21 protein-coding genes and 2 tRNA genes are annotated in these 25,384 nt (G+C 45.1%); 5 read left to right on the plus strand and 18 right to left on the minus strand.

The genetic code is table 11. The annotated features are described in order from the left end of the window. The first annotated feature begins 90 nt into the window (after positions 1 to 90). Complete coding sequence (gene ubiU / locus ACWYU8_RS03550) at positions 91 to 1,104, plus strand: ubiquinone anaerobic biosynthesis protein UbiU (protein ID WP_457517202.1); 1,014 nt, start codon at positions 91 to 93, stop codon at positions 1,102 to 1,104. 20 nt (positions 1,105 to 1,124) lie between these two features. Further along, a complete protein-coding gene (locus ACWYU8_RS03555; RefSeq protein ID WP_457517204.1) occupies positions 1,125 to 2,003 on the plus strand; it encodes a U32 family peptidase in 879 nt (292 codons plus the stop codon). A 56-nt stretch (positions 2,004 to 2,059) separates the two neighbouring features. On the opposite strand, the gene ACWYU8_RS03560 is transcribed toward ACWYU8_RS03555, so the two are convergent. The 16 genes from ACWYU8_RS03560 to rlmE form a co-directional block, all read right to left on the minus strand. Next, positions 2,060 to 3,406: an MATE family efflux transporter gene (locus ACWYU8_RS03560; RefSeq protein ID WP_457517206.1), complete on the minus strand. Its 1,347-nt coding sequence runs from the start codon at positions 3,404 to 3,406 to the stop codon at positions 2,060 to 2,062. Between the two features lie 126 nt (positions 3,407 to 3,532). Further along, positions 3,533 to 4,444, minus strand: a complete 912-nt coding sequence (nlpI, locus tag ACWYU8_RS03565; protein WP_457517207.1) for a lipoprotein NlpI — start codon at positions 4,442 to 4,444, stop codon at positions 3,533 to 3,535. A gap of 195 nt (positions 4,445 to 4,639) precedes the next feature. After that, a complete protein-coding gene (gene pnp, locus ACWYU8_RS03570; protein ID WP_457517208.1) occupies positions 4,640 to 6,775 on the minus strand; it encodes a polyribonucleotide nucleotidyltransferase in 2,136 nt (711 codons plus the stop codon). A gap of 399 nt (positions 6,776 to 7,174) precedes the next feature. Next, positions 7,175 to 7,444, minus strand: coding sequence for a 30S ribosomal protein S15 (rpsO, locus tag ACWYU8_RS03575; protein WP_070972367.1), 270 nt, complete (start codon positions 7,442 to 7,444; stop codon positions 7,175 to 7,177). A gap of 150 nt (positions 7,445 to 7,594) precedes the next feature. After that, positions 7,595 to 8,539 carry a tRNA pseudouridine(55) synthase TruB gene (gene truB / locus ACWYU8_RS03580; RefSeq protein ID WP_457517210.1) on the minus strand — a complete coding sequence of 315 codons (945 nt, stop codon included), beginning with the start codon at positions 8,537 to 8,539 and terminating at the stop codon, positions 7,595 to 7,597. Further along, on the minus strand, positions 8,539 to 8,934 hold the full coding sequence (gene rbfA / locus ACWYU8_RS03585) for a 30S ribosome-binding factor RbfA (protein ID WP_457517211.1): 396 nt from the start codon (positions 8,932 to 8,934) through the stop codon (positions 8,539 to 8,541). The genes truB and rbfA overlap by 1 nt, the downstream gene beginning before the upstream one ends. Positions 8,935 to 9,063: 129 nt before the next feature. Next, complete coding sequence (gene infB, locus ACWYU8_RS03590) at positions 9,064 to 11,781, minus strand: translation initiation factor IF-2 (RefSeq protein ID WP_457517213.1); 2,718 nt, start codon at positions 11,779 to 11,781, stop codon at positions 9,064 to 9,066. A 21-nt stretch (positions 11,782 to 11,802) separates the two neighbouring features. Beyond that, positions 11,803 to 13,290: a transcription termination factor NusA gene (gene nusA / locus ACWYU8_RS03595; RefSeq protein ID WP_457517215.1), complete on the minus strand. Its 1,488-nt coding sequence runs from the start codon at positions 13,288 to 13,290 to the stop codon at positions 11,803 to 11,805. Between the two features lie 36 nt (positions 13,291 to 13,326). After that, positions 13,327 to 13,782 (minus strand): ribosome maturation factor RimP, encoded by a 456-nt coding sequence (gene rimP, locus ACWYU8_RS03600; protein ID WP_457517217.1) that lies wholly within the window; start codon positions 13,780 to 13,782, stop codon positions 13,327 to 13,329. A gap of 248 nt (positions 13,783 to 14,030) precedes the next feature. After that, a tRNA-Met gene (locus tag ACWYU8_RS03605) sits at positions 14,031 to 14,107 on the minus strand. A gap of 56 nt (positions 14,108 to 14,163) precedes the next feature. After that, positions 14,164 to 14,247, minus strand: a tRNA-Leu gene (locus ACWYU8_RS03610). 16 nt (positions 14,248 to 14,263) lie between these two features. Beyond that, complete coding sequence (gene secG / locus ACWYU8_RS03615) at positions 14,264 to 14,602, minus strand: preprotein translocase subunit SecG (RefSeq protein WP_457517218.1); 339 nt, start codon at positions 14,600 to 14,602, stop codon at positions 14,264 to 14,266. A gap of 224 nt (positions 14,603 to 14,826) precedes the next feature. Next, complete coding sequence (gene glmM, locus ACWYU8_RS03620) at positions 14,827 to 16,167, minus strand: phosphoglucosamine mutase (protein ID WP_457517220.1); 1,341 nt, start codon at positions 16,165 to 16,167, stop codon at positions 14,827 to 14,829. 20 nt (positions 16,168 to 16,187) lie between these two features. Continuing rightward, positions 16,188 to 17,021, minus strand: coding sequence for a dihydropteroate synthase (gene folP / locus ACWYU8_RS03625; protein ID WP_457517221.1), 834 nt, complete (start codon positions 17,019 to 17,021; stop codon positions 16,188 to 16,190). A gap of 52 nt (positions 17,022 to 17,073) precedes the next feature. Then, positions 17,074 to 19,053, minus strand: a complete 1,980-nt coding sequence (gene ftsH, locus ACWYU8_RS03630; RefSeq protein ID WP_457517223.1) for an ATP-dependent zinc metalloprotease FtsH — start codon at positions 19,051 to 19,053, stop codon at positions 17,074 to 17,076. Positions 19,054 to 19,161: 108 nt separating this feature from the next. Then, on the minus strand, positions 19,162 to 19,791 hold the full coding sequence (rlmE, locus tag ACWYU8_RS03635) for a 23S rRNA (uridine(2552)-2'-O)-methyltransferase RlmE (RefSeq protein ID WP_444495048.1): 630 nt from the start codon (positions 19,789 to 19,791) through the stop codon (positions 19,162 to 19,164). A gap of 138 nt (positions 19,792 to 19,929) precedes the next feature. Between rlmE and yhbY the strand changes: the two genes are divergently transcribed. Further along, positions 19,930 to 20,226 (plus strand): ribosome assembly RNA-binding protein YhbY, encoded by a 297-nt coding sequence (gene yhbY / locus ACWYU8_RS03640; protein WP_005380066.1) that lies wholly within the window; start codon positions 19,930 to 19,932, stop codon positions 20,224 to 20,226. Positions 20,227 to 20,320: 94 nt separating this feature from the next. Here yhbY and greA read toward each other — a convergent pair whose 3' ends face one another. Next, positions 20,321 to 20,794 carry a transcription elongation factor GreA gene (greA, locus tag ACWYU8_RS03645; protein WP_457517233.1) on the minus strand — a complete coding sequence of 158 codons (474 nt, stop codon included), beginning with the start codon at positions 20,792 to 20,794 and terminating at the stop codon, positions 20,321 to 20,323. A 534-nt stretch (positions 20,795 to 21,328) separates the two neighbouring features. On the opposite strand from greA, the gene ACWYU8_RS03650 reads away from it, so the two are divergent. Together ACWYU8_RS03650 and dacB are read left to right on the plus strand one after the other, a co-directional pair. Then, positions 21,329 to 22,351, plus strand: a complete 1,023-nt coding sequence (locus ACWYU8_RS03650) for a porin (RefSeq protein ID WP_457517234.1) — start codon at positions 21,329 to 21,331, stop codon at positions 22,349 to 22,351. A gap of 203 nt (positions 22,352 to 22,554) precedes the next feature. Next, positions 22,555 to 23,976 (plus strand): serine-type D-Ala-D-Ala carboxypeptidase, encoded by a 1,422-nt coding sequence (gene dacB, locus ACWYU8_RS03655; RefSeq protein WP_457517235.1) that lies wholly within the window; start codon positions 22,555 to 22,557, stop codon positions 23,974 to 23,976. 100 nt (positions 23,977 to 24,076) lie between these two features. Here dacB and tyrS read toward each other — a convergent pair whose 3' ends face one another. Further along, complete coding sequence (gene tyrS, locus ACWYU8_RS03660; RefSeq protein ID WP_457517237.1) at positions 24,077 to 25,264, minus strand: tyrosine--tRNA ligase; 1,188 nt, start codon at positions 25,262 to 25,264, stop codon at positions 24,077 to 24,079. Positions 25,265 to 25,384: the final 120 nt, after the last annotated feature.

Raw genomic sequence — 25,384 nt, forward strand, 5'->3', positions numbered from 1 at the left:
TATTGAGCTAAACCTAACTTAGGTCAAATTAGCTATTAATAATTCTTCATAAAATGCGAACACCTTTTTATTCTCAATGATTGTGAGCATATGGAACTCTTGTGTCCCGCGGGTAACCTTCCTGCGTTAAAAACCGCGATTGATTGCGGTGCAGACGCCGTCTACATCGGCTTCAAAGACGATACAAACGCTCGTCACTTTGCTGGCTTGAACTTTCACGGTAAAAAACTAGATAAAGCGGTGCAGTACGTTCATGACCACAACAAAAAAATTCACGTCGCACTCAACACGTTTGCCCACCCTAACGGATTTGAACGCTGGACTAATGCAGTCGACAACGCGGCAGCATTAGGTGTGGATGCTTTAATCGTCGCTGATATTGCGATACTGGAATACGCTGCTCGAAAATACCCGGAATTAGAACTTCACTTATCAGTACAAGCATCGGCAACCAACGTCGCGGCTATTGAGTTTTATAAGCAAAACTTCAACGTAAAACGAGTGGTGCTTCCACGTGTGCTTTCTATTCATCAGGTAAAACAGTTGTCACGTAATATCATCAGTGATGTAGAACTGGAAGTGTTTGCCTTCGGCAGTTTGTGCATCATGTCTGAAGGTCGCTGTTATTTATCGTCCTATATGACTGGTGAATCGCCAAATACCGTCGGCGCTTGCTCTCCGGCTAAATACGTTCGCTGGCAAGAGACCGCTCAAGGTTTAGAATCCCGACTCAATGACATTCTTATTGATCGTTACAGCGCAGGAGAAAACGCGGGCTACCCAACCTTATGCAAAGGCCGTTTCGAGGCTGAGATCGAAGGGGAGAAAAAACGCTACCATGCACTGGAAGAACCGACCAGTCTGAATACGCTTTCTATGCTTCCTGAATTGTTTGCCGCTAACGTAGCATCGGTAAAAATTGAAGGTCGTCAACGCAGCCCTGCCTATGTGGAACAGGTAACTCGCACATGGCGCGCCGCGATTGATCGATACCAAGAAAATCCTGAGGCTTACCAAGTGGAAGCGGCGTGGGATGCGACACTGGCCAACGTATCTGAAGGCACACAAACCACGTTAGGTGCTTACCACCGTCAATGGCAATAGAGGTTTAGATGGATAATTCAATGAAATACGCACTTGGTCCACTACTGTACTTCTGGCCAAAACAAGACATCGAAGCGTTCTACCAACAAGCGAAAGAGAGTGCCGCCGACATCATCTACTTAGGTGAAACGGTCTGTTCAAAAAGACGAGAGATGAAACCTGCTCATTGGTTTGACATCGCGAAAGAACTCTCTGCATCGGGAAAACAAGTGGTGCTCTCTACCATGGCACTGCTCGAAGCACCAAGTGAAGTGAACATCATGAAGAAGTATATCGACAATGGTGACTTTGCTATCGAGGCCAATGATGTCTCTGCGGTTCAACTCGCCTCTGAGCATAAAGTACCGTTTGTCGTTGGGCCTGCAATTAACACCTACAATGCGCACACCCTGAATCTGTTTCTCAAACAAGGCATGACTCGCTGGTGTATGCCGGTCGAACTCTCACGTGACTGGCTAAGCGATACATTGGCTCAATGTGAGAAGCTGGGTATTCGCAATAAATTTGAAGTAGAAGTATTCAGCCATGGCTACCTGCCATTAGCCTACTCTGCACGTTGCTTTACCGCTCGTGCCGAAAACCGTGCTAAAGACGATTGCGAAACCTGCTGTATTAAATACCCAACTGGCATTCAGGTAAGTAGCCAGGAAGGACAAGAAGTGTTCAACCTCAACGGTATCCAAACTCAATCAGGTTACTGCTACAACTTAATCAATGACTTGCTGAGTATGCAAGGACTGGTAGATGTAGTGCGCCTGAGCCCGCTTGGTATCAGTACCTTTTCTGAGCTTGAACAGTTCCGTGCCAATGAAAAAGGCGAAAAGCCTCAGAGACTCGAAAGCCGTCAATGTAATGGTTACTGGCACCAACTTGCTGGCTTGGATGTGCAAAATATTTAACTCTGGAAGTAAAAAAGCGAGGTTAACGCCTCGCTTTTTGTACGACTCTATCAATGTTAAGAAGCTTGCAAGCTTGGTTCAACCGATCCCTCTCGGAGCAATCGCTTCACATCGCGCCATAACATGGTCATCACCACTAAACTTAACGCAATGTTAGACAGTGGGAAGGCGATCCAAATTCCAACCACGCCAAATATTTTGGGCATGATGAACAGAAATGGAAGCTGAACCATTATATTGCCGACCGTGATAAACATCGCCTTACTGCCTTTGTTCATCGATTGATAGTAAGCGGCAGAAACCATCAAAAAGCCATCCAGAAACAGGGCGAACATATGGAGCCTGATGCCCAATACTGCGCTCTCAATCAGCTGCTGATCTGAGCTGTTGAACACCGATACCAACTCGTAAGGGAAAATATTCATCAAGGCCACAAAAGCGACACCACCAAGCACCGCAGTTCCCATCGCTATTTTGAGTAACTTCCGGATATTTTCCGGTTTACGTGCTCCCTGAGCGTAACTCACTAATGGTTGCATGCCGTTGGCTATGCCTTCAGCAACCAAGAAATACACGGTTACGATATAGCCTAAGATCGCATAAGCGCCGATTAATAGTGCGCTGCCATATTGGGCAAACAACGAGTTATGTAGCGCAACCATGGTAGAACCATAAGCGTACATAAAGAAACTCGAACCGCCGATCATGACAATCTTGGGTACGATATCCAACTGAACTTTTACTTGACTCAAACTTAAACGCAGTTTGGCTTTTGACGAAAAGAAATAGCAGATTCCCAGTACGGTCACGACCATTTGAGCCGTTGCAGTTGCAATCGCCGCACCTGTTAGTTCCCAGTTGAGCCAGGCAATAAAAAAATAATCCAACACAATATTGGTGATCGCGCCAATCACCATCAATATCGTCGCTAAATTAGGACTGTCGTCATTGCGCAATAAAAATGGCATGGCGATGGAGCCAAGCGTGAAAATGCACGAAAAAATCAGTATGTGTAAATACTGAAGGCCAAGCTCATACACTCTGCCCTGTGCGCCCTGCCAGCGGATAAACTCATCTGAAAAATAGAACAACGTTGTGGCAACTAATGGCATCAAGGCGACTAGCAATAGCAGACCAGTCGTCAAAATCCGTTTAGCGCCTTCCTGATCTTGCTCTCCACGCTTAATCGAAACGAGCGCTCCGGTTCCCACCCCAACCATCATGCCAATTCCGAGAATAGAGCCGATGACCGGCCAAGCCACATTGATACCAGCTAATCCTTCAGCACCGACATAACGGCCAATGAAAATGCCGTCGATAACTTGATACATGCCGTTCACCAACATTGCGGCGACGGTTGGAATGGTGTATCTCCAATATTGTTTATAAATCGAGCCTTGCATAACTACTACCAACCGTTAGCACCGCTAACTCGTTAAACTGAAAATTGAATTTTGATCGTGAACGACTTAATGAAAATTACGCTACTACTATCAAAAAGCCGCTCACTGAGCGGCTCTAAACTATTTTTACTCTTGCTCTTCGGCTTTTAACTTAGCCATCCTATCTTGCTGAAGCTGCTCATAGATCTGGGCCAATTCCAGAAATGAGTATCGATGTTCCACGTAATCATAGACGTTGAAGGAGATCGCTAGTTTGTACAGGGACACCGCTCTCGCAAAATCGCCCTCAAGCTGGTGACGTTTGCCTAAATAAAAGTAGGTTTCAGTTAATCGCTCAGCGAGTCGGTAGTTCTCTCTGGTGCCTTCCATGATGACTTTCAGAGCTTTATCGTCTGAAACATCGCGCAGCATAATCGCGACTAAAACCCAACCCCACTCTTCGCTACGATCACGTTGATAGTGTTTGCTGAGATTCGCTTTCGCTTGTTCCAGGTCCTGATCGGCTTCAATAATGTACAACCACAATGCGCGAAATGGATCACTCGGCATCTCTTCGTAGTGCTTGGTCATATCTTCCAGAGCGAGATCAATACGACCGCCATAGTACAAGGCTATCGCGCGGTTCCTCTCAGCATAGCTGTTATCTGGCGCAAGTTCTAAGGTCGAATCAAAGGCTTCATACGCGGCATCAAATTCTCCAACCTGAGTAAAATAAACACCCAACAAATTGAAGATATCTGGTTGAGCTGGGTTCAACTGTAAAGATTGGTTGAAATCCAAACGAGCAAGATCACGCAAACCCACACTGTCATAGTAATTGCCGCGCTCGAAGTGCATTTTGGCACGAACTTCATCACTAAGATCAGGACGCTGTAAGAGCTGTGACAAACGCGCAATTTGAACCTCCTGCTGCACACTAGGTTGCAGAGGAACAGCCATTGGTGGATATACCAGCGTCTGTTCTGGCTGCTGAGAAATATTTGCACAACCAGTCAGTACGATAGCAACACATAAACTTGCGGTTTGAAACCATTTCACTAATTGATACTCCTGTTTGGACCGCTCCGGGTCTGTTTCTCTTATGTCTTATCTTTATATGCAATAGTAGGATAATTTGCCTTCCCTGAGGACAAACTCCTTGAAACAAACCAAAAAAAGGGAGCAAAAATGCTCCCCTTTATAGCATGCTTTCAGTCTCTTAAGCTATTAAAAGACCGAAAGGCTAACTGTAGATTACTCGTCTTTAGCTGCAGGTGCTTCAGCCGCTGCTTCTTCAGCTGGCTTTTCTACCGCTTCTTTCATGCTCAGACGTACACGGCCCTGACGGTCGATTTCAAGAACTTTAACTTGAACTTCCTGACCTTCAGTTAGGTAATCAGACACTTTCTCAACACGCTTTTCAGCAATTTGAGAAATGTGCACAAGACCATCTTTACCAGGAAGTACGGTTACGAAAGCACCAAAGTCTGCCAGACGTGCAACTTTACCTGTGTAGATACGGCCTACTTCAACTTCAGCAGTGATCTCTTCAATACGACGGATCGCTTCTTTCGCTGCCGCGCCTTCAGTTGCTGCAATCTTGATAGTGCCGTCGTCTTCGATTTCGATCGTTGTGCCCGTTTCTTCCGTTAGAGCACGGATAACTGCACCACCTTTACCGATAACGTCTTTGATCTTCTCTGCGCTGATCTTCATTGTGTGAATGCGAGGAGCAAACTCAGAGATATCGTCACGAGCACCAGAAATTGCTTCATCCATTACAGATAGGATGTGCTTACGTGCACCTTGAGCTTGGTTAAGCGCAATTTGCATGATCTCTTTCGTGATACCTTCGATCTTGATGTCCATTTGAAGTGCAGTAACACCAGTGTTAGTACCTGCAACTTTAAAGTCCATGTCACCTAGGTGGTCTTCATCACCAAGGATGTCAGAAAGAACAACGAAGTCGTCACCTTCTTTAACAAGACCCATTGCGATACCCGCAACAGAAGCTTTGATTGGCACACCCGCATCCATAAGAGCCAGAGATGTACCACATACAGAAGCCATTGAAGATGAACCGTTAGATTCAGTGATTTCTGATACCACACGTACTGTGTATGGGAACTCATCAACAGAAGGCATTACTGCTGCAATACCACGCTTAGCAAGTTTACCGTGGCCGATTTCACGACGCTTAGGAGAACCTACGAAACCAGTCTCGCCCACACAGTATGGAGGGAAGTTGTAGTGTAGCAGGAAGTGATCTTTACGCTCACCAGTTAGCTCATCGATGATTTGAGCATCACGTTGAGTACCTAGAGTCGCCGTCACTAGCGCCTGAGTTTCACCACGAGTGAATAGCGCGCTGCCGTGTGTACGTGGAAGAACACCTGTACGTACGTCTAGCGCACGAACCATATCTTTCTCACGACCATCGATACGTGGATTACCCGCGATGATGCTACGACGTACTACTGTCTTCTCTAAATCGTGGAAGATAGTGTGAATTTCTTTAGTATCCGCTTCTGGATCTTCAGCAAGTAGTGCTTCGTTTACTTGAGCCGCAATTTCATGGATACGGTCGTAACGAGCCATCTTCTCAGTGATTTGGTAAGCCTCAACAAGCTTAGCTTCTGCAAGTTCAGCAATCTTAGCGTTAAGCGCAGTGTTTGCTTCAGGAGCAACCCAATCCCATGCTGGAGTTGCAACTTCAGCTTTGAACTCGTTGATGGCATTGATAACAACTTGTTGTTGATCGTGACCGAATACAACCGCAGCTAGCATCTCTTCTTCAGTTAGGTTGTCAGCTTCTGACTCAACCATTAGTACTGCTGATTCTGTACCCGCAACCACAAGGTCCAGACGAGATGAATCTAGCTCAGTTTGGCTTGGGTTAAGTACTAGTTGACCATCGATGTGACCAACACGTGCTGCACCGATAGGACCATTGAACGGGATACCAGAAATAGCTAGTGCCGCAGATGTACCAATCATTGTTGGGATATCTGGTTGAACAGCAGGGTTTACAGACACAACCGTAGCGATAACTTGCACTTCATTTTTGAAAGCATCAGGGAACAGCGGACGGATTGGGCGGTCGATTAGACGAGCTGTTAGCGTTTCGCCTTCAGATGGGCGACCTTCACGCTTGAAGAAACCACCAGGGATTTTACCCGCTGCGTAAGTACGCTCTTGGTAGTTAACGGTAAGAGGGAAGAAATCTTGACCTGCTACCGCTTCTTTTTTACCCACTACAGAAACGAATACTGCTGTATCGTCCATAGTTACCATAACTGCTGCTGTAGCTTGACGTGCAATAACGCCAGTTTCTAGAGTAACTGTGTGGTTACCGTACTGGAACGTTTTAACAACTGGTTTTTCGAACATTGTTATTCCTTGTTTCTAAGCATACTGATAAACAGCCGCTTAGTTGTGTTAATAAACACTCAAGACATTACGAATCGCGACTAGTGAAAAGAAATTCAAACAAATTCCCTTTTAATAGCCGCGACCTTTTGGTCGACGAGGTTGACTGTAATGCAATGAGTTTAGTGAAAAATCTGATGTACTGCTCTATCTCTATATAGTGACGTCTCAATTGAAATAACGACGACTCACTTGTCCAGAACAGCAGCAAAAGATTAAGCCGCCAGTATTATAACGGCTTAAGGATGATTTGGCTAAGCTATAGCAGTCAAAATAAGCTTTAGCAGTCAAAAAATAAATAAGGGCAACAAAAAAGGGGCATAAAGCCCCTTTTTCGACAAACTGCTATGCAGTCGCTGATTAGCGACGTAGGCCTAGACGCTTGATTAGGTCTTGGTAACGCTCTAGGTTTTTACCTTTTAGGTAATCTAGAAGTTTACGACGACGAGAAACCATACGTAGAAGACCACGACGGCTGTGGTGATCGCCTTTGTGAGCTTTGAAGTGACCTTGTAGGTGGTTGATAGAAGCTGTAAGTAGAGCTACTTGAACTTCTGGTGAACCAGTGTCGCCTTCGCCTTGTGCGTATTCTGCAACGATTGCTGCTTTAGTTTCTGCATTCAGAGACATAATTCTCTCCTAATAAGAGTAAGTTAATATTTGTGTCAGCCAATCTCTGATTCAGCCGACACGAGGAGCGCGAATTATAAGGAAGTTTCCTTACTCGCGCAATATAAAAATACCGACTTAAAAGCCGGTATTTTTCTGACTGGTGCGAGATTACTCTTCGTCGCGGAAAACCACCAAACGTTTTGGTGCGATCTTACCGTCGTTGTTCATCTCACCAACGCCGATAAATAAGCGCTCTTCTCCCATGGTAAGGCGAAGAGAACCTTCTGTAGGAGCACCACCAACCTGAACAGGCTGGCCGTGCTGAACCATGTCAGCTAGCTCTGGTATCAAGTTCACTTCTGGCAAGTCTTCTACTGCGGTGTCCATTGGCATAAGCAGTGGATCCAACAGTTCACGCGGCGCGATCTCTTCACGATGCGCTTGCTCTAGTAACTCGTTAAGTTGCTCAAGCGTCACCATTTTCTCATATGGGTACTTAGCAACACCTGTACGACGGAGCATAGTCACGTGAGCACCACAGCCTAGCATTTCACCAAGATCATCAACGATCGTGCGAATGTAAGTACCTTTCGAGCAGTGTACTTCCATCTCTACTTCGTCACCTTCAAAACGATGAAGGATGATTTCATAGACCGTAATTTTACGCGACTCACGAGGCACTTCTATACCTTTACGAGCGTATTCGTACAGTGGTTTACCCTGGTATTTAAGCGCAGAGAACATCGAAGGTACTTGATCAGATTCACCGCGGAATTTTTCAATGCACGCTTCTAGCTTCTCAAGATCCACATCAACCGGACGAGTTTCGACGACTTCACCATCAGAGTCTGATGTATTGGTACGCTCACCCAGTTTCGCAATCACTCGGTAACGCTTGTCTGAATCCAACAGGAACTGAGAAAACTTGGTCGCCTCACCTAAACAGATCGGCAACATACCCGTCGCTAGAGGATCCAAAGCACCAGTGTGACCCGCTTTTTCAGCAAAGTAGATTCGCTTTACTTTTTGCAGCGCGTCATTGGAAGAAATACCGGTTGGTTTATCCAACAGGATAACACCGTTAATTGGACGACCTTTACGACGACGAGCCATTATTCCTCATCCTCACGGCCAGAATCTTTTTGCTTTTTCTTGTCTGAGTTTACAACTTCAGTCACCAGATTAGACATACGCATACCTTCTACGAGCGTGTTGTCGTAGTAGAAACGAATTTCTGGAGTCAGACGTAGGCGAATACGCTTGCCTAACATCATGCGGATGTGAACTTCGTGTTCACGAAGCGCTGCAAGACAAGATTCTGGTGTTTGCTCACCCACACATAGGAAAGTAACGAATACTTTTGCGTAAGCCAGATCACGAGAGACTTCTACATCTGAGATAGTCACCATTCCCAGACGTGAATCACGAACTTCGCGCTGGAGGATCATGGCAAGTTCTTTTTGCAGCTGCTGTGAAACACGCTGCGTGCGGCTAAATTCTTTTGACATATCTTTTCTCTTATATAGAAAGAATGGGGGGTTGGTCAAAGCCAGCCCCCCATGGTGTATTCAACAACCAATTACTACTTATCTATCAAAGACTGTTCTATCTAAGATAATAGGTGTAATTTTAGTCAATTAGTCTAGAGTACGTTGAATCTCAACGACTTCGAACACTTCGATTTGGTCACCAACGCGAACGTCATTGTAGTTCTTAACGCCGATACCACACTCGTAGCCATTCTTAACTTCTTGAACGTCATCTTTAAAGCGACGTAGTGATTCTAGCTCACCTTCGTAAATAACAACGTTATCACGTAGTACACGGATTGGGTTGTTACGCTTAATCAGACCTTCAGTAACCATACAGCCAGCGATTGCACCCAGTTTCGGTGACTTAAATACGTCACGTACTTCAGCAAGACCAATGATCTCTTGCTTGAATTCTGGAGCAAGCATACCGCTCATCGCTTGTTTAACTTCGTCGATTAGCTGGTAGATGATTGAGTAATAACGTAGATCAACACTTGCAGCTTCAATTGCACGGCGAGCAGATGCATCAGCACGTACGTTAAAGCCAAGGATGATTGCGTTTGAAGCTTCTGCAAGTACTGCATCAGTTTCAGTAATACCACCAACACCAGAACCTACGATGTTTACTTTCACTTCGTCAGTAGACAGTTTCACTAGTGAGTCAGCGATAGCTTCCACAGAGCCTTGTACGTCGGCTTTAAGAACTACGTTCAGTTCAGCAACTTCACCAGCAGTCATGTTAGAGAACATGTTCTCTAGTTTAGATTTCTGCTGACGAGCAAGTTTCACTTCACGGAACTTACCTGCACGGTAGTTTGCAACTTCACGAGCTTTACGCTCATCACGAACTACTGTTGCTTCGTCACCTGAAGCTGGCACACCAGAAAGACCTAGGATCTCTACTGGAATTGACGGACCTGCTTCTGTAATCTCGTGACCCAGTTCATCGCGCATCGCACGAACACGACCGTATTCCTGACCACAAAGTACGATATCGCCTTTGTTTAACGTACCAGACTGAACCAGTACGGTTGCAACAGGACCACGACCTTTATCCAGGCGAGATTCCACGACAACACCAGATGCCATACCTTCTTTCACTGCTGTAAGTTCTAGAACTTCAGATTGTAGAAGGATTGCTTCCAGAAGACCGTCGATGTTTGTACCCTGTTTTGCAGAGATGTGAACAAACATGTTCTCACCGCCCCACTCTTCAGGAATAACGTCGTACTGAGCTAGCTCATTCTTAACGTTGTCTGGGTTAGCATCTTCTTTATCGATCTTGTTTACAGCAACAATCAGAGGTACCCCTGCCGCTTTCGCGTGCTGGATAGCTTCAACGGTTTGTGGCATTACGCCATCATCTGCTGCAACAACAAGAACAACGATATCTGTCGCTTGAGCACCACGTGCACGCATTGCAGTAAACGCTGCGTGTCCCGGAGTATCAAGGAACGTGATCATGCCGTTCTCAGTTTCTACGTGGTACGCACCAATGTGCTGGGTAATACCACCCGCTTCGCCTGACGCAACGTGTGTGCGACGAATGTAGTCCAGTGTTGAAGTTTTACCGTGGTCAACGTGACCCATGATAGTAACAACTGGAGCACGAGGAAGTGCTTCTGCGTTTGTATCACGATCTGACAGTACCGCTTCTTCTAGTTCATTCTCTTTACGAAGAACAACTTTGTGACCCATTTCTTCAGCCACAAGCTGTGCAGTTTCTTGATCGATAACTTGGTTGATAGTCGCCATTGCGCCCATCTTCATCATCACTTTGATAACTTCTGTCGCTTTCACAGACATCTTGTTAGCAAGTTCAGACAGAACGATCGTTTCACCAATCACAACATCTTGTTTAGCTACTGTCGCAGACTTATCAAAGCCGTGCTGCATTGATGTTGGCTTAGCTAGTTTGCCTTTACGACCGCCTTTACCGCCACGCGGGGCGCGAACACCATTACGTGCCTGATCATCCTTTTGAGAAGGTTTTGTCTTCTTCTTATTACGACGACCCGCTTCTTCTCTGCGATCTGCTTCATCTTCGGCTTCACGTGCGTATCGTGAAGTCGTTACATGGTAATCTGTATCTTCCATATCACCCTTTTTCTCTTCTGCAGCAGACCAACGCTCTTTATTTTTCTCAGCCAATTCGCGAGCCTCTTCGAGCTTGCGCTGACTATCCTCTTCAGCCTTACGCTTAGCTTCTTCTTCCTGACGACGTTTAAGCTCGTCGGCCTCTTTTCGCGCTGCTTCTTGCTTAATTTTATCTTCAGCGTCACGTTTCGCTTTTTCTTCAGCGTCACGTTGTGCTTTCGTGTCTACGTCACGTTTTGCCGTTTCTTCAGCTTCACGTTTCGCATTTTCTTCCGCTTCGCGTTTTGCTGCTTCTTCAGCTTCACGTTTTGCAGCGTCTTCAGCTTCACGCTTTGCTGCTTCTTCAGCTGCGCGTGTTGCTGCTTCTTCTGCTTCACGTTGTGCTGCTTCTTCAGCTTCACGTTTCGCTTCATCTTCAATTGTGCTGCGCTTCACGTATGTACGTTTCTTGCGCACCTCAACCTGAACATTCTTACTCTTACCACCACCCGCATTTACACTAAGTGTACTACGAGTCTTACGCTGTAGCGTAAGGCGAGTCGGCTCTGAATCGCCAGATTTATCACCGTGTTCTTTTTTCAGATGAGAAAGAAGCTGTTGCTTCTCTTCATCAGTAACATTATCAGAGCTCGCCTTGTTAATACCAGCGTCAGCAAGTTGCTCAATCAAGCGGTCGACTGGCGTACCAATCTCATCACTCAGTGCTTTAACTGTTAATTGTGTCATGCCGCTTCCTCCTTGCTGAAATTATGCTTCTTCGCCGAACCAACAGATGTTACGTGCGGCCATAATTAGCTCACCTGCACGCTCTTCGGTCAGGCCTTCAATACCTTCTAAATCGTCAATGCCTTGGTCAGCTAGATCTTCAAGTGTTGCAACACCTTTTGCTGCCAATTTAAATGCCATTTCACGTTCCAGACCTTCAAGACCAAGCAGGTCTTCAGCAGGCTCCAGACCTTCGAAGGATTCTTCTTGCGCTAACGCAATAGTTGTTAGGGCGTCTTTCGCACGGCCACGTAGCTCTTCAATAAGCTCTTCGTTGAGACCATCGATTTCAAGCAATTCGTTAACCGGAACGTAGGCAACTTCTTCTAATGTTGAGAAACCTTCTTCAACAAGTAGTTGTGCGAAATCCTCTTCAATATCAAGGTACTTCATGAAGTTGTCGATAGACGCTTGTGATTCTTCAGCGTGTTTCTTCTGCAGATCAGCAACTGTCATCACATTCAGTTCCCAACCAGTCAGCTGAGAAGCCAAACGCACGTTCTGACCGTTACGACCGATAGCTTGTGCAAGGTTATCTGCTTCAACCGCGATGTCCATTGAGTGTGCATCTTCATCAACGATGATTGAAGCAACGTCAGCTGGCGCCATTGCGTTGATAACAAACTGAGCCGGGTTATCATCCCAAAGAACGATATCAATACGCTCACCACCAAGCTCGCCAGATACAGCTTGTACACGTGCACCACGCATACCAACACACGCACCAACTGGGTCAATACGCTTGTCGTTGGTTTTTACTGCGATCTTTGCACGAGAACCAGGATCACGAGCTGCACCTTTCAGTTCGATGATTTCTTCAGCGATTTCAGGGACTTCTACACGGAATAGTTCTGCAAGCATTTCTGGCTTAGAGCGAGTAATAAACAGTTGGAAACCGCGCGCTTCTGGAGCAACTTTGTACAGCAGACCACGTACACGGTCTCCTGGACGGAAGTTTTCACGAGGAAGTTGGTCATCACGCAGGATAACCGCTTCAGCGTTGTTGCCAAGGTCAAGAACGATAGTGTCGCGGTTCACTTTTTTAACAACACCAGTGATCAGATCACCTTCGTTATCAATAAACTGTTCAACGATTTGTGCACGTTCAGCTTCACGTACTTTTTGTACGATAACTTGCTTAGCAGTTTGCGTCGTAATACGGTCGAAGATTACTGATTGAATTTCATCTTCTATGTAGTCGCCTAGCTGAACTGACTCATCGTCATATTGTGCTGCTTCCAGAGAAATCTCTTTTGTTGGGTGCTCAACTTGGTCAACAACCAACCAACGACGGTAAGTAACGAATTCGCCTGTTTTACGGTCAATAGCAACACGTACGTCGATTTCAATTTCGTATTTTTTCTTTGTAGAAGTTGCTAGAGCAATCTCAAGAGCTTCAAAGATACGCTCACGAGGTACCGCTTTTTCGTTCGATACTGCTTCTGCTACCGCTAAAATTTCTTTACTCATTGTATTTAGCCTCTAAGCTTAAACTTTTTTAGGGAACTAAAATTTAGGGATCAGGTTAGCTTTTGAAATGTTACTTAAAGCAAACTCTTCTTGTTGACCATCAACAGTCATTGTTACTGTTTCACCATCAACGCCGTGGATAATACCTTTCCACTTACGACGGTTTGCCACAGCCATTTTCAAAACGATGCTGACCTCGTGACCAATAAATTGCTCGTAATGTGCTGCTTTGAAAAGTGGTCTTTCTAGACCTGGGGAAGACACTTCTAAGCTGTAAGCTACCGAAATTGGATCTTCAACGTCTAATACCGCACTTACTTGGTGGCTAACTTCTGCACAGTCGTCGACGTTAATGCCATTCTCATGGTCAATATAGATGCGTAACGTTGAGTGCGCGCCTGCTCGAATGAATTCTAATCCAACCAACTCATAGCCCGATGCCTCAACAGGTGCTTCAAGCATTTCAGTAAGTTGTCTTTCTAAACCAGTCATTTAAACCACTCCAGAAACAAAAAAAGGGCTCAGAGCCCAATCAAAAAACCAAGCAGTGACCTGAGTTAATTAAAAAACTCAGATAACAAAAAACCCCGATATAGTCGGGGTTTTGTGCTGCTGGACCCTGATACGTTAAGAATAGTCAAAAATACTGTTCTTAACTCGTAGTGTGGTTAGCACTACATAAACTTGCCAATCATCTTTTTCTAATATTTAGAAGATATTTTCTAACATTTAGAAAAGATTGGTTGCGGGGGCCGGATTTGAACCGACGACCTTCGGGTTATGAGCCCGACGAGCTACCAAGCTGCTCCACCCCGCGTCCGACTTGCTGAGCATTATACTCGCAAACAAGTGATTTACAAGTTTGTAAATACATGGTGCCGAGAGAGGGACTCGAACCCTCACACCTAAGGCACTAGCACCTCATGCTAGCGTGTCTACCAATTTCACCATCTCGGCAGCAAAACCTTGCAGCTTATTGAGGAATCTCATCACCTGTTGGTGCTGGCACTTCACTCGCTGCATCTTTAACTTGTTCTACAACTGGCTGACCTAGTGTCGGGTCTACCCATTGTGACTCAGTCTTATGTGTAGACATACGACCAAGTGCCAAGCTAACGATAAAAAATACGGTTGCTAAAATAGCTGTTGTTCGGGTTAAGAAATTACCTGAGCCGCTAGCACCAAACACTGTGTTTGAAGCACCTGCACCGAACGAGGCTCCCATATCTGCGCCTTTACCTTGTTGAATCAACACAAGGCCAATCACACCAAGCGCTGCCAACAGGTAAATCACAAGTAGAACTTGATACATTTTTTCCACCTATGTCCTAATTGTTGAGCCAGCGCCGCTCAAAAATAATCAATTTTATTAAATGAACAAGGCTAGCGGCCTCCTAACGGGAGGCGCTGCAATACTAGCGAAAGCCAGTAACGCTGACAAGGGAAAATTAGTAAAAAATCCACGTTAGCGCATCAAGCGCTCAAAAAAAGGGCAAAATGTGCCCTTTTCTTTTGATCGTTGAATTAAGGTGATGATTAAAAACTCGCTTTTACAGCCTCAGCAATTTTTAACGCTGAGTTCTGCACAAGCTCTGCATCTTCCCCTTCGACCATGACACGTATAAGAGGTTCTGTGCCTGATTTACGTAGCAATACTCGCCCTTTGTCACCCAACTCTGCTTCGACTTCTGCGACAGAATCAAGTACCGCTTTAGCTTCTAGTGGATTGCTATCGCCAGAGAAACGTACGTTCTCCAGTACTTGTGGATAAAGCGTCATGCCTTTTGAAAGCTCATGCAGCGACATATCACTACCCACAATAGAAGCAAGAACTTGTAGTGCCGCCACAATTGCATCGCCAGTAGTCACTTTATCGAGCAGGATGATGTGACCTGAGTTTTCAGCACCGATTTTCCAGCCTTTTTCCAGGAGTTTCTCCATGACATAGCGGTCACCAACCGCAGCGCGAGCAAATGGAATACCCAGCTGCTTAAGGCCATTTTCCATACCCAGGTTTGTCATCAGCGTACCAACGACCCCCCCCTTAAGCTCACCACGACGCAGCGCATCGCGAGCAATAATATAGGCAATTTGATCGCCGTCGACTTTGTTACCCAGGTGATCAACCATGATCAGGCGATCGCCGTCACCATCAAATGCCAGACCTAAATGAGCTTGCTCATCGATAACGCGTTTCTGAAGCGCTCGTACATCTGTTGCACCCACTTCATGGTTGATATTAGTACCATTCGGCTCAACACCCATCGCGATCACGTCAGCACCAAGTTCGCTGAATACGTTTGGTGCGATGTGGTAGGTAGCGCCATGTGCACAGTCGACAACAATCTTTAGGTTCTTAAGGTTTAATACTGATGGGAACGTACTTTTACAGAACTCAATGTAACGACCAGCTGCATCGTTCAATCGAGTTGCTTTACCTAACAGCGCAGACTCAACACATTCGATATCTTTATCCAGCTCCGCTTCAATGGCCAGTTCGATATCATCAGGAAGCTTGGTGCCTTCAGAAGAGAAAAATTTGATGCCATTGTCGTAATAAGGGTTATGAGATGCTGAGATTACAATGCCAGCTTCCGCCCGGAACGTTTGGGTTAAGTAAGCAACGGCAGGTGTTGGCATCGGGCCGGTAAAAGTCGCTTTAAGACCAGCAGCAGCCAGTCCAGCTTCCAGTGCCGATTCCAGCATGTAGCCAGAGATACGCGTATCTTTGCCGATAATCACTTTCTTTGTGCCTTGCTTCGCTAACACGCGACCAGCAGCCCAACCAAGCTTAAGTACGAAATCAGGTGTGATGGGATACTGCCCAACCTTGCCACGTACACCGTCTGTACCAAAGTAGCGTCTTTTATCAGACATACACTTTCCTTTGTTATTTTTTAAATATTATTTAGTGTCATCTCAACGATTTTCAATGCTTCGATTGTTTCTTCAAAATCGTGAACACGAATGATCTGTGCGCCTTTCATGGCAGCTATCGTGGCACAAACGACACTCGCATTGGTACACTCCGCTGCAGGCTTCTCCAATACTTTGAAAATCATCGATTTACGAGACATACCCGCCAAAATAGGTAAGCCAAATTCATGAAACTTCTCAAGATGAGCGAGCATATGATAATTGTGTTCTACCGTTTTGCCAAAGCCAAAGCCGGGATCAAGAATGATATTCTCACGAGCAATACCCGCCGCCTCACAGACCGCCATACGCTCAGTCAGAAACTGTTCAACCTCTTGCATCAGATCATCATATTGAGGATCCTGTTGCATTGTCTTCGGCTGGCCTTTCATGTGCATGATACAGACTGGAACATTCGCTTGTGCTGCCACTTCCAGTGCACCCGGTTCGGTTAAAGAACGGATGTCGTTGATCAGATCCGCGCCCGCTTCCACCGATTGACGTATCACTTCCGCTTTACTGGTATCGACAGAGATCCACACTAGCGGGAACTTAGCGCGAATCGCTTTAACGACCGGAATTACACGTTGGAGTTCATCTTCCAAAGTGACTTCTGGTGCACCTGGTCGGGTAGATTCACCGCCTACGTCGATAATACTGACACCGGCCTTTATCATACTTTCGACTCGCGTAAGTGCTAAGTCCAGTGAATTGTATTTACCACCATCAGAGAACGAATCTGGAGTGACGTTGAGGATTGCCATTACGTGTGGACGAGAAAGGTCCAAAGATTTATTTTTTGCTTTAATAATCATAATAAATACAAAAACCCCGAGCGAACTCGGGGTTTATTAATGTCAACGATTGTTATTCAGAATCTTTCTTTTCTGGAGCGTCAGTTGAAGTTGTTTCTTGCGAAGCCGACTGCTCTGTATTTTCAACAGTAGTCGTCTTTTTCTCTTCTTCTTTCACTTCAGTTGCAGCCTGAACTTTTTCATCAGCTTGTGTTTTGTTAGAAGGATTGTCCCCCCAACCAGCAGGCTCACGAATTTCAGCTTTGCGTTCCATTAGGTCATCGATTTGGTGTGCATCAATGGTCTCATACTTCATCAGCGCATCTTTCATCGCGTGCATGATATCCATGTTGTCTTCCAGAATCTTTTTCGCACGGTAGTAGTTACGGTCAATGATTTGGCGAACTTCATCATCGATAAGTTTCGCTGTATCGTCAGACATGTGTTTGGTCTGAGTCACACTACGACCTAAGAACACTTCACCTTCATCTTCTGCGTATAGCAGAGGACCAAGTTTTTCTGAGAAGCCCCATTGCGTCACCATCTTACGAGCAATCTCTGTTGCACGCTCGATATCGTTAGAAGCACCAGTAGATACTTTGTCCACACCGTAAATCAGCTCTTCTGCAAGGCGACCACCGTAGAGACTAGAAATCATCGATTCTAAGTGCTGGCGAGACATACTAACACGGTCTTGCTCAGGCAAGTACATGGTGACACCTAACGCACGACCACGTGGGATAATAGATACCTTGTACACAGGGTCATGCTCAGGAACTAAACGACCAACAATAGCGTGACCCGCTTCGTGGTACGCTGTTGAAGCTTTAGTTTCTTCCGACATCACCATTGAGCGGCGTTCTGCACCCATCATGATTTTGTCTTTAGCCAGTTCAAACTCAACCATAGATACGTTGCGCTTGTTACCACGCGCTGCAAACAGTGCAGCTTCGTTTACTAAGTTGGCTAGGTCAGCACCAGAAAAGCCTGGCGTACCACGAGCAATCAGTGAAGGCTCTACATCACCAGCAAGCGGGACTTTACGCATGTGCACTTTAAGAATCTGCTCACGACCACGAACATCTGGCAGACCAACAACAACCTGGCGGTCAAAACGACCAGGACGTAGTAATGCAGGGTCAAGAACGTCCGGACGGTTAGTCGCAGCAATAACGATAATACCTTCGTTACCTTCGAAACCATCCATTTCTACCAGCATTTGGTTCAGTGTTTGTTCACGTTCATCGTGACCACCACCGACACCAGCACCACGTTGACGGCCTACTGCGTCAATCTCATCGATAAAGATGATACAAGGTGCCGCTTTTTTCGCTTGTTCGAACATGTCACGAACACGAGATGCACCCACGCCCACGAACATTTCAACGAAGTCAGAACCAGAAATAGTGAAGAATGGTACTTTAGCTTCACCGGCAATCGCTTTAGCAAGTAGCGTTTTACCTGTACCAGGAGGACCAACCATTAGCACACCAGTCGGGATTTTACCGCCCAACTTCTGGAAACGACTTGGATCACGTAGGTAGTCAACTAATTCTTTTACGTCTTCTTTTGCTTCATCACAACCAGCAACGTCAGCAAATGTGGTTTTGATTTGATCTTCGCTCATCATACGAGCTTTGCTCTTACCGAAAGACATCGCGCCTTTACCGCCACCGCCTTGCATTTGACGCATGAAGAATATCCATACACCAATCAGTAAGATCATTGGGAACCAAGAAATGAAAATTGTGCCTAGCAAGCTTTGCTCTTCAGGAGGCGTACCTTGCACTTTCACATTTTGATTAATTAGGTCATCCAGAAGCTTTTGATCGTACACAGGCATGTACGTAACCATTTTGGCGCCGCCGCCACGACGAACGAAACTAATTTCTTCGCCTTTAAAAGTTGCTTCTTGAATCTGGCCTTGGCCAACTTCCTGTACAAACGTGGTGTAATCCACGGTTCTGCCATTACTTTCCCCAGGGCCAAAGCTCTGGAATACCGACATCAAAACGACAGCGATAACAAGCCACAGTATTAAATTTTTTGCCATGTCACTCAAGGTGTAAGCCTCTCGATAACTAATTGTAATTAAAGGTAGGGTACTACAGTTCATTCACTGTAGCCATAGTGTTAACACGCTCCCATGGGAGTAAAATGGTTAACCTTTGTAACCAGTGGCTACGACAAAGACTTCTCGAGAGCGAGCTCGCGATGAGTCTGGTTTTCTTACTTTTACGACTTTAAACATGTCTCGGACTTCTTTCACATACTGATCGAAGCCTTCACCTTGGAAAACTTTAACAACAAAGCTACCATTAGGCGCTAGAACTTGTCGACACATATCTAAAGCCAATTCAACTAAATACATAGCTCTAGGTTGATCAACAGAGTTATTCCCCGCAATATTAGGTGCCATATCAGACATAACTACGTCGACCATTGACGGTTGGATTCTGTCTAACAACGCTTCTAATACCGCATCGTCACGAAAGTCACCTTGTAAAAAGCTTACACCAGCAATTGGATCCATTGGTAACAAATCACAAGCAATGATTTGACCGTTATCTCCTACTATTTTAGCAGCATATTGAGACCAACCACCGGGCGCAGCCCCTAAATCGACGACGGTCATCCCCGGCTTCAGCAACTTATCTTTCGTTTGGATCTCATCAATCTTGAAATAAGCGCGTGAACGGTAGCCTTTTTTACGAGCTTCATTCGCGTATTTATCGTCAAAGTGTTCTTTCAACCAGCGACCAGAACTCGCCGAATGTTTTTGTTTACTCATTTTAATCCTAACAAAGCGCAAATAGGAGCTATTGTTTCAATTGGCGTAACCTATTACTCAATAAATTATAGTCTTCAGCAATAGATGGCGTTAAAATAGCTTTTTTCAACCCTTATTTTAAAGAAAATTGGCCGCGTAATGAACCTAAGCACCAAACAAAAGCAGCACCTAAAAGGCCTGGCTCACAGTTTAAAACCTGTTGTGCTAATGGGCGCAAATGGACTTACAGAAGCCGTGCTAGCAGAAATTGAAATCGCTCTAAACCATCACGAATTGATCAAAGTAAAAGTTGCTTCAGAAGATCGTGAAACAAAACAGCTAATCATCGACGCTATCGTACGTGAGACGGGCGCAGAAAAAGTTCAGACTATCGGTAAAGTACTTGTGCTGTACCGTCAATCTGAAGAGCGTAAAATCGAAATCCCTCGTAAGTAACATCCACTTACGTGAAGAAAGCACTTACGTTGTTGAATAAAAAGGTCGCCATCGGCGACCTTTTTACGTTTGATAAGATAGATGAATGATCTGATTAAAGATATTCAACTCGGTCAATTTCGAAGTCCTTTGCACCGCCAGGTGTTTGGATAGCCACTTCATCGCCTTCCATTTTACCGATAAGACCGCGAGCGATTGGAGAACTGACTGAAATACGACCAGATTTAATATCAGCTTCATCATCACCAACTATCTGGTAAGTCTTTTCTTCATCAGTGTCGATATCAATCAAAGTCACAGTTGAGCCAAAAATAACTTTACCCGTGTTTTCCATCTTAGTCACATCAATAACCTGTGCAACAGATAGTTTGTATTCGATATCACGGATCTGTGCTTCACAAATCCCCTGCTCTTCACGCGCAGCATGGTATTCAGCGTTTTCTTTTAAATCACCTAGCTCACGAGCTTCTGCAATTGCCTGTGAAATTTGAGGACGTAGCTTAAGTAGACGCTCTAGCTCTTCACGTAGCATTTTTTCGCCACGCAGTGTCATAGGAACTTTTTCCATTATATAACCTCAAGCCCAATTAGCTTTGGACAAAAAAAACCCCACCCTGCCATTAGACTGGGTAGTGTGTTTGAAGATGTGTTTTCCCTAGTGTAAACAAACTCAGAAGCGAAATCATCCAAATTCGATGCCGAGTATCACTATGTGGTCCAGCACAATGACGTGAGTCTCTATTTTGTATAGTCAGTATAGTAATTTGTTGAAAAACAAAACTATTCACCGCACAAAAAACATCAAAAAAAGTAAAAACTCATCAATATCAAATAAGCAAAATAAAATGTAAATTACTTATTTTACAATCAGATAAGACATTTCACACACCAATCGAACGGCGTTCAAATGCGAAATTTATATCATTTTACTAACTCATCATGAAACTTTAACGGTAAAACGTGTCCAGTCAGTTTACGTATCAAAGAGTTACCAGCTCCGGCTGTGGAGTAAATAACAAACAACTCGATACCGATGACGTTTGAGAGCATGTCTCTCCCCCATACAAAAATTATTATGGACAAGCTAACTAGGACAAATAAGATGAAAAAGACTCTAATTGCTCTTTCTGTATCTGCAGCAGCAATGGCAACTGGCGTAAACGCAGCGGAACTTTACAACCAAGACGGTACTTCTCTGGAAATGGGCGGCCGCGCTGAAGCTCGTCTATCAATGAAAGATGGCGATGCTCAAGACAACTCTCGCATCCGTCTGAACTTCACTGGCAAACAACAAGTCAGCGATGACCTATACGGCATCGGTTTCTGGGAAGGTGAATTCACTACTGCTGACTTTGACGAGAATGGCAAAGACATTAGCGGCGAAGACACTCTAGATACTCGTCTTGCATACGCTGGTCTAGGTGGCTCTTGGGGTGAGTTTTCTTACGGTAAAAACGAAGGTGCACTAGGCGTTATTACAGATTTCACAGATATCATGGGTTACCACGGTAACTCTGCAGCAGACAAACTTTCTGTAGCAGACCGTGCAGACAACATGATGGCTTACAAAGGTCAATTCGAAAACCTGAGTGTTAGAGCAAGCTACCGCTTTGCTGACCGTGTAGAAAACGAACAAGCTGGTACAATCTCAGACAATGACCAAGACGGCTACTCTCTATCTGCAATCTACGCTCTAGCAGACACTGGTGTAGATCTAGCGGCGGGTTACGCAGAGCAAGACGAAGCTAACGAATACATGCTTGCTGCATCTTACACTATGGGTGACCTATACTTCGCAGGTGTATTCACTGACGGTGAAAAAATGACTGACGACTTTGCTGGTACTGTAGACTACACAGGTTACGAGCTAGCGGGTGCTTACACTCTAGGTCAAACTGTATTCACAACAACGTACAACAACGCAGAAACTGACAACGAGACTTCTGTCGATAACATCGCTCTTGATGCGTCTTACTACTTCAAACCTAACTTCCGTGGTTACGTTTCATACAACTTTAACCTAATCGATTCTGGCGACAAGTTTGGTTCGACTGGTGCTCAAACAATCGCGACCAAGATCGACGCAGAAGACGAACTGGCTCTAGGTCTACGTTACGACTTCTAATTTCTTGTCTTTCGACTTGGATATCAGATGCCCGCAGCCAGCGGGCATTTTTATGTAATTAATTTATTCTCATGCCCTTTGTTTCTTTTTGCCTCATACGTTTCACTGTAGGGAAATGACCAGTAAACGATGCTTTCTTCACCTAGCATCTTGGTTTAACTCGGGTATACTCATCTACATAACTCATCTCTGAAAGTATCACTATGCGTTTATCTTGGTCTCTATTTTTACTTTCCTTGCTCAGTCCTTTAACTTCACAAGCCTACCCTCATCAGGAAGTGTTGCCAGAAGGTGCGCGCATTAGCTTGGTGGCACAAAAACTCAGTGGAAATGCAGAGCTCAACGGTATTCACCCGACAGAGCAACTGTTCCCTCCAGCAAGTACACTAAAGATCGTGACGGCTTTGGCAGCAAAACTGGAGTTGGGTGATAATTTCAGATTTCGTACCACGATTGAAACATCAAGCTCAGATACTGTTATTCGTTTTGTTGGCGATCCGACACTGCAAACGCAAGACTTAAAAAACCTTCTTATCCTTGCTACAAAAAGTGGCTTGAAACGAATTGAAGGCGATTTGTGGCTCGATAACAGCTTATTCACTGGTTACAACAGAGCGATAGGATGGCCGTGGGATATTCTTGGTGTTTGCTATAGCGCTCCGGCATCAACCATCACACTCGACAGAAACTGCGTACAAGCGTCTATTTATACACAGAAAAATGGCGGGACCCGAGTATTCGTCCCTGAACACCAACCAATCTATGTGAAAAGTTCTGTAGAGACAGTATCAAGAGCAATTCAAAAAAGCCGACACTGCGATTTAGACTTACTTGCCAACCCTGACAACCGTTACGAATTAAGAGGTTGCCTGGTGGATAGGAAGGATCCGCTACCACTCAAATTTGCAGTACAGGATCCAGATCTCTATACCAGTAAAAAGCTGGAGACTTTACTTAAACAACTCAACATTGAATTGAAAGGTAAAATACGAGTCGGGAATGCGCCAAAGAAACAACGCAAACTGTTGGCGCAACATCAATCAAAGCCACTCCCCGACTTACTCGATCTGATGCTTAAGCGCTCAGACAACCTGATTGCAGATACTTTGACTAAAACACTTGGCGCTAAGTTTTTTGTCCAACCAGGCAGTTTTACTAACGGCACAGAAGCGATCAAACAAATCATATTCGCCAATACCGGGGTAGACATACGTCAGGCACGATTAGAAGATGGTTCCGGTTTGTCACGTAACAACCGTATATCTGCGACGAAAATGGCCGATATACTGCGTTATATTTGGAAACATGAGAAAGAACTTCATCTGATTGCCATCATGCCGAAATCGGGCGAGTCTGGCACGCTTCAGTATCGACAAAGTATGCGCAACGCTCCTATCAAAGGACAGCTGATCGCAAAAAGTGGCTCTATATATGGTACCTACAATATGGCGGGATATGGGCTAGACAAAAATGGCCAACCCAATACCATTTTTGTTCAGTTTGTCTCTGATTATTTCCCGGAAAAAAGAGACGGCAATGCTCCAGCAGTTGCCCCTATTACACATTTTGAGAAACTATTTTATAGCGATGTGGTGAACTTCAGTCAGGGACTACCTAAGAAGTAATTCTCTGTGGACTTGAACCACAAACCCAGAACCTATACAAAGAAAGCGCCAACCGGCGCTTTCATTTTGTTCAGTTATTGGTTACTGACAGATTTACGGATTACTGAATCGTAATGCGAGCAAATTTGCGTTTACCGACCTGGAATACGTAGGTACCAGCTTCAGGTGTAAGCTTAGCGTCTTCCACCTTCTCGCCTTCCATCTTAGCCGCGCCTTGTTTTACCATACGCATTGCTTCTGAAGTTGAAGCACACAAGCCTGCATCTTTCAGCAGGTTAGCAACTGGAGTACCAGCTTCGAAAGCAAATTCTGGCATCTCGTCAGGAATTTGGTTCTTAGCAAAGCGGTTAACGAACTCTTGCTCAGCCTCCTCTGCATCCGCTTCACTATGGAAACGTGCAATGATTTCTTTAGCAAGCAGCACTTTGATATCGCGAGGGTTTTTACCCGAAGCAACGTCCGCTTTGAACTGTGCAATCTCTTCCAGAGGACGGAAAGACAGTAGCTCGTAGTAGCTCCACATCAGGTCGTCAGAAATCGACATGATCTTACCAAACATCTCGCTTGGTGCTTCGCTGATACCGATGTAGTTGTTCGCAGATTTTGACATCTTCTTCTCGCCGTCCAGACCGACAAGTAGAGGCATCATTAGGACAACCTGAGGTTTTTGACCATGAGATTTTTGTAACTCGCGGCCCATTAACAGGTTGAACTTCTGGTCAGTACCACCCAGCTCGACATCCGTTGTCATTTCAACGGAATCCCAACCTTGCAGTAGTGGGTACATGAACTCATGAATTGCGATTGGCTGGCCACCAGTGTAACGCTTTTTAAAATCATCACGCTCTAGCATGCGAGCAACCGTTTGATTTGCAGCAAGGCGAATCATCCCTTCAGCACCAAGCTCAGACAGCCACTCAGAGTTAAACTGAATCTTAGTTTTCGCAGGGTCTAGAATTTTAAACACCTGCTCTTTGTAAGTTTCCGCGTTACGCAGCACGTCTTCACGGCTAAGCGGTGGACGAGTGGTGTTTTTACCTGTTGGATCACCAACCATTGCAGTGAAATCACCGATAAGGAACGTCACTTCATGACCTAGCTCTTGGAACAAGCGTAGCTTATTGAAAATTACCGTATGGCCTAGGTGAATGTCTGGTGCCGTAGGATCCGCGCCCAATTTAATACGTAAAGGACGGTCTTCTTTTAGTTTTGCGATCAGCTCTTCTTCTGGAATCAGCTCTTCAACACCGCGCTTAATCTCGGCTAATGCAGCTTCAATGCTCGCCATTCTTGTTCACTCCCACAGATTTGGCAAAATATAATAGCTGAACATATTACTTGAATAGCGATGTATTTTGAAACACGTTAGACTATGTAGTTGTCATTTTTTACGTTTAATTGAGCAATC

Source organism: Vibrio limimangrovi, from assembly GCF_054064025.1.

Bases quoted from the DNA above. Each gene is read 5' to 3' on its own strand.
- infB (WP_457517213.1), bottom strand. From the start codon at position 11,781: ATGACACAATTAACAGTTAAAGCACTGAGTGATGAGATTGGTACGCCA.
- greA (WP_457517233.1), bottom strand. From the start codon at position 20,794: ATGGAAAAAGTTCCTATGACACTGCGTGGCGAAAAAATGCTACGTGAA.
- glmM (WP_457517220.1), bottom strand. From the start codon at position 16,167: ATGTCTGATAAAAGACGCTACTTTGGTACAGACGGTGTACGTGGCAAG.
- rpsO (WP_070972367.1), bottom strand. From the start codon at position 7,444: ATGTCTCTGAATGCAGAAACTAAAGCAGCAATCGTTGCAGAATACGCA.
- ACWYU8_RS03555 (WP_457517204.1), top strand. From the start codon at position 1,125: ATGAAATACGCACTTGGTCCACTACTGTACTTCTGGCCAAAACAAGAC.
- ACWYU8_RS03650 (WP_457517234.1), top strand. From the start codon at position 21,329: ATGAAAAAGACTCTAATTGCTCTTTCTGTATCTGCAGCAGCAATGGCA.
- pnp (WP_457517208.1), bottom strand. From the start codon at position 6,775: ATGTTCGAAAAACCAGTTGTTAAAACGTTCCAGTACGGTAACCACACA.
- folP (WP_457517221.1), bottom strand. From the start codon at position 17,021: ATGATTATTAAAGCAAAAAATAAATCTTTGGACCTTTCTCGTCCACAC.
- rbfA (WP_457517211.1), bottom strand. From the start codon at position 8,934: ATGTCAAAAGAATTTAGCCGCACGCAGCGTGTTTCACAGCAGCTGCAA.
- rimP (WP_457517217.1), bottom strand. From the start codon at position 13,782: ATGACTGGTTTAGAAAGACAACTTACTGAAATGCTTGAAGCACCTGTT.
- truB (WP_457517210.1), bottom strand. From the start codon at position 8,539: ATGGCTCGTCGTCGTAAAGGTCGTCCAATTAACGGTGTTATCCTGTTG.
- yhbY (WP_005380066.1), top strand. From the start codon at position 19,930: ATGAACCTAAGCACCAAACAAAAGCAGCACCTAAAAGGCCTGGCTCAC.
- ACWYU8_RS03560 (WP_457517206.1), bottom strand. From the start codon at position 3,406: ATGCAAGGCTCGATTTATAAACAATATTGGAGATACACCATTCCAACC.
- ubiU (WP_457517202.1), top strand. From the start codon at position 91: ATGGAACTCTTGTGTCCCGCGGGTAACCTTCCTGCGTTAAAAACCGCG.
- secG (WP_457517218.1), bottom strand. From the start codon at position 14,602: ATGTATCAAGTTCTACTTGTGATTTACCTGTTGGCAGCGCTTGGTGTG.
- dacB (WP_457517235.1), top strand. From the start codon at position 22,555: ATGCGTTTATCTTGGTCTCTATTTTTACTTTCCTTGCTCAGTCCTTTA.
- nusA (WP_457517215.1), bottom strand. From the start codon at position 13,290: ATGAGTAAAGAAATTTTAGCGGTAGCAGAAGCAGTATCGAACGAAAAA.
- rlmE (WP_444495048.1), bottom strand. From the start codon at position 19,791: ATGAGTAAACAAAAACATTCGGCGAGTTCTGGTCGCTGGTTGAAAGAA.
- tyrS (WP_457517237.1), bottom strand. From the start codon at position 25,264: ATGGCGAGCATTGAAGCTGCATTAGCCGAGATTAAGCGCGGTGTTGAA.
- ftsH (WP_457517223.1), bottom strand. From the start codon at position 19,053: ATGGCAAAAAATTTAATACTGTGGCTTGTTATCGCTGTCGTTTTGATG.